At 38.4% G+C, this 4,747-nt stretch carries 5 protein-coding genes and 1 riboswitch; all 5 genes read left to right on the top strand.

The window, feature by feature from the left end; translation table 11 throughout:
• The first annotated feature begins 545 nt into the window (after positions 1–545).
• Positions 546–827, top strand: a complete 282-nt coding sequence (locus tag ABZA26_RS07905; RefSeq protein WP_372713978.1) for a putative quinol monooxygenase — start codon at positions 546–548, stop codon at positions 825–827.
• Between the two features lie 126 nt (positions 828–953).
• Positions 954–1,072, top strand: a riboswitch (FMN riboswitch).
• Positions 1,073–1,182: 110 nt separating this feature from the next.
• Entirely contained in the window at positions 1,183–1,644 is a 462-nt protein-coding gene (ribE, locus tag ABZA26_RS07900) for a 6,7-dimethyl-8-ribityllumazine synthase (RefSeq protein ID WP_372713977.1), read from the top strand.
• A 3-nt stretch (positions 1,645–1,647) separates the two neighbouring features.
• Entirely contained in the window at positions 1,648–2,727 is a 1,080-nt protein-coding gene (gene ribD, locus ABZA26_RS07895; protein WP_372713976.1) for a bifunctional diaminohydroxyphosphoribosylaminopyrimidine deaminase/5-amino-6-(5-phosphoribosylamino)uracil reductase RibD, read from the top strand.
• 17 nt (positions 2,728–2,744) lie between these two features.
• Complete coding sequence (locus ABZA26_RS07890) at positions 2,745–3,398, top strand: riboflavin synthase (RefSeq protein WP_372713979.1); 654 nt, start codon at positions 2,745–2,747, stop codon at positions 3,396–3,398.
• 20 nt (positions 3,399–3,418) lie between these two features.
• Entirely contained in the window at positions 3,419–4,627 is a 1,209-nt protein-coding gene (locus ABZA26_RS07885; protein ID WP_372713975.1) for a bifunctional 3,4-dihydroxy-2-butanone-4-phosphate synthase/GTP cyclohydrolase II, read from the top strand.
• Positions 4,628–4,747: the final 120 nt, after the last annotated feature.

The following is a 4,747-nucleotide window of genomic DNA, read 5'->3' as shown; positions in this document are numbered from 1 at the left end:
GTCTTATAAATTGAATTTTATATTTGGCAGTGGTTGTTTATCAGCATGTTTTCCTATAATATTTTGGAAATGCAGAATAAAAAAAAAGACCGGCTTAAATCCGGTCTTTGAAAAGTCTTTATCAAAAAGATTCAAAGTTCTTTTATTAGGAAGCACCCATTGGGGACTTCTAGTATAATGGCATCAAAACAGCCATTAACTCAGTGCAATTATTTACCAACTTATTCTTTTTGATAGTTTTCCATATTCAATTGTCTTGAGTTTGTGATATCGCGATTAATATTTTTTGACATCATCATCTCCTGTTAAACTTTAAAAGACTGATATAATCTTTAGCGATACTCAATTCTAAAAAATAAACTTTTAAATTTCGCCCTAATTTTTTAGGGTGACTTAGGATTTTAGAAATAAGCAGCTAAAACCTTTTTAAAATGGTAAATATATCTTTCTTATTATTACTTTACAGTAGCATGAGAGGTATTCCTTTAATTTTTTATAAATTTGTTTCACAGGGAATAAAAAAATGAATTTACAAGGGGGAAAAAATGATAACAGTGGTGGCAAAGTCAGTTTTAAAAGAGGATAAGGTAGATGAGTTTAAAAAACTTACAGAGGAGCTTATAGAGGAGACGAGGAAAGAGAAAGGATGTATAGACTATGCTCTCTATGAAGATATAGAGAATGAGTGTACATTTACTTTTATAGAAAAGTGGGAGGATATGGACTGTCTAAAGGCTCATTTTGAGAGTGCACATTTTAAAAAAATAGGACTACAAGTTGGAAAATTGAGAAAAAGTCGTGAGATAAATATCTATAAAGAGGCGTAATTTTTTATCAGTATTTATATTTGAATAAAAAAGAACATTCTGGATAGAATTATTTCTTATATTTTTTCAAGACAGTTGACAAAGGAAGTAAAAAAAGGCTATACTAGTCGTAGAAATTACAAATACATAAATCTTCAGGGCAGGGTGAAATTCCCGACCGGCGGTTATAGTCCGCGAAGGCCACATGGTCTTGATCTGGTGTAACTCCAGAACCGACAGTAAAGTCTGGATGGGAGAAGAAGACCTACAAACTGTATTTTTACAGTCAATTTTAAGTCTAATCCTAGTAAGAATTATGCCCGGAGTTTATCCGGGCTTTTATATTTATCCCATAAGGAAAAAACAAGGAGGAATCATGAAAGTTATTGAAGGAAATTTTTCAGGTAAAGGGTTAAAAGTAGGAATTATAGCAGGAAGATTCAACGAGTTTATTTCGTCTAAGCTGATTGGCGGAGCCTTAGATGCATTAAAAAGACATGAAGTTTCTGAAGACAATATAGAGTTAGCCTGGGTACCTGGTGCATTTGAGATGCCGCTAGTGGCTCAGAAAATGGCAAGATCAGGAAAGTACGACGCAGTAATAACTCTTGGAGCAGTAATAAGAGGCTCTACTCCTCACTTTGATTATGTATGTTCGGAAGTTTCAAAAGGTGTAGCTTCGGTATCTCTAGAAACAGGAATACCTGTAATATTCGGAGTACTGACAACAAACACAATAGAAGAGTGTATCGAAAGAGCCGGAACAAAAGCTGGAAATAAAGGTTTTGACGCCGGAGTATCTGCAATCGAGATGGTAAACCTTTTAAAGGGGATGTAAACTATGGATAAAAAATACATGGAGATGGCCCTTGAGCTGGCATCAAAGGGAGAAGGAGATGTAAACCCGAACCCGATGGTGGGGGCTGTAGTGGTAAAAAACGGGACAATAATCGGCAGAGGTTACCATCAGTATTACGGAGGGCCCCATGCCGAGGTATATGCCTTGAATGAAGCGGGATCAGAGTGTCGCGGCGCCACGATATATGTGACCCTCGAACCCTGCTCTCACTACGGAAAGACTCCTCCATGTGCTGAAAAAATAATAGATATGGGGATAAAAAAATGTGTCATAGCCTGCCTGGACCCAAATCCACTGGTGGCAGGAAGGGGAGTAAAACTCCTCAAAGATGCAGGTATAGAGGTAGAGGTGGGACTCATGGAGGAAGAGGCTCTTGAGCTGAACAGAGTATTCATGAAGTACATAACTACAGAGAAACCTTTTTTATTTCTAAAGTGTGCCATTACTCTGGACGGGAAAATAGCCGCCAGAACGGGAAGCTCCAAGTGGATAACCAATGAAATCTCCAGGAACAGGGTGCAGAAACTGAGACACCGTTTCATGGGAATAATGGTAGGAGCCAATACACTTTTGAAGGACAATCCGAGGCTTACAGCAAGAGTAGAGGGAGGAAAAGATCCATTTAGAATAGTAATAGATCCTCACCTGCTTGTACCGCTGGATTCCAACTTTGTAAATATAAAAGATGAAAAGAGTATAATAGTAACTTCGGAAAAAAATAAAGATTCAGAAAAAATTTCCACTCTGGAAAAAAAAGGTGTTCGATTTGCCTGGCTTCCTGGAGAGGAATTTAAAATAAGTGACATTCTAAAAAAAATCGGGGAATTTAAGATAGATTCTATACTTCTTGAAGGAGGAAGCTTTCTTATATCAAAGGCTTTTGAAGAGGACGCCATAGACGGCGGAGAGATATTTATAGCTCCCAAAATTTTGGGAGATCAAGAGGGGATACCCTTTATAAAAGGATTTTCATTTGACAGTATAGATGAAGCCTTTGAACTGAAAAATGTGAAATTCAATCAGTACGGAAATAATATTTCAGTGGAGTTTTATAGAGATTAAAAAAGGGGGTGACCCAAATTTTTACAGGATTAGTAGAAGAGATGGGGGAAGTAATCTCTGTTGCCAGAGGAGAAAAATCCCTAAAAATAAAGATAAAATGCAAAAAAGTCCTGGAAGGGGCCAAGATAGGTGACAGTATAGCAACAAACGGAACCTGTCTTACGGCAGTAGAACTAGGAAAGGACTACTTTACAGCAGACTGTATGTTTGAAACGGTAAAAAGGACAAATCTGAAAAGACTCAAAAGCGGGTCAAAGGTGAATCTGGAAAAATCCCTGACTCTGGCCACGCCTCTAGGAGGACATCTTGTGACGGGAGACGTAGACTGTGAAGGCAGAATAATGTCTATCAAACAAGAGGGAATTGCCAAAATATATGAGATCAGTGTAGAGCCCAGGCTTATGAAATATGTGGTGGAAAAGGGAAGAATAACCCTTGACGGAGCCAGTCTCACAATTGTTGATTTTACAAATGAAAGTCTGAGTGTGTCGCTGATACCGCATACTCAAGAGATGATAACTCTGGGGTACAAGAAAATCGGGGACTACATCAATGTGGAAACTGATTTGATAGGAAAGTACGTGGAAAGACTCCTTCATTTTGGAAATAAAGAGGAGAAAAAAGGGAAGGGAATCGATGAAAAATTCCTTCTGGAAAATGGATTTTTTTAAGACGGGAGATGGAAAATACTATGCTAGATAGAATAGATGAAGCTATAGAGGATATAAAAGCAGGGAAAATGGTCATTGTGGTAGATGATGAAAATCGTGAAAATGAGGGTGATATCATCATCGCCGGAGAAAAGGTGACTTATGAGAGTATAAACTTTATGGCAAAACACGCCAGGGGTCTGACATGTGTACCTATGACCAGAGAGAGAGCAGATCAGCTACACTTGCCTCAGATGGTAAACAGAAATACTGATTCCCACGGGACAGCTTTTACAGTATCTGTAGATTCTGCAGAGGGGACCACTACAGGTATCTCTGTAGCAGACAGAGTAAAAACTATAACTGATCTTGTGGATGAGAGTAAGGGGCCTTGGGATTTTAAGAGACCGGGACATCTGTTTCCACTTGTGGCAAGAGACGGAGGAGTATTGACAAGACCAGGCCACACAGAAGCTGCTGTGGACCTTGCAAGGCTTGCAGGATTAAAGCCTGTGGGAGTTATCTGTGAGATATTGAAGGATGACGGAACAATGGCAAGACTTATGGATCTGAAAGAGTTTGCAAAAGAGCATGACTTGAAGATAGTATCTATAGAGGATCTCATAAAATACAGGAAAGAACATGACGTACTTATGGAAGTATATGCAACTGCTACTATGCCGACCATTGCCGGGAATTTTGAGATAGTTGCTTTTGACAACAAACTAGACGGAAAAGAGCATATTGCCCTTATAAAAGGAGATGTCAAAGGGAAGGAAAATGTACTTATAAGAATACATTCAGAGTGTTTTACAGGAGATATACTAGGGTCAATGAGATGCGACTGCGGACTTCAGCTGAAGGCTGCCATGAAAAAAATAGATGAAGAGGGAGAGGGAATTATCCTTTATCTCAGACAGGAAGGAAGAGGAATCGGACTTCTAAATAAGATAAAAGCTTATGCACTTCAGGACAAGGGGCTAGACACTGTAGAGGCAAATGAAGAACTTGGATTTGATGCTGACCTCAGAGACTATGCCGTAGCTTCTCAGATGCTAAAGGCTCTGGATGTAAAATCTGTAAGGGTCATGACAAACAACCTGAGAAAAGTAAATGGACTCGAGATGTATGGGATAAAAGTGAACAAAAGGAAGGCTATAGAGGTAGACTCAAATGAAAATAACCTAAGATACCTCAGAACCAAGAAGGATAAGTTGGGGCATATATTGAAACTTGATAAAACCAAGTAATTTTAGGGTATATTTGAATAGGTCTAAATTATTGAAATTATCAGAGGTTATGTACATAGACTGGCATCTGTAAAAAACATAAAAATAAGAGGGGCTTAAATCCCCTCTTATTTTTATATT

The sequence above is a fragment of the Ilyobacter sp. genome (assembly GCF_041583315.1).
Lineage (GTDB): Bacteria > Fusobacteriota > Fusobacteriia > Fusobacteriales > Fusobacteriaceae > Ilyobacter.
The sequence above is the reverse complement of the archived record's forward strand: the minus strand, read 5'-3'. Positions and strand labels throughout refer to the sequence as shown.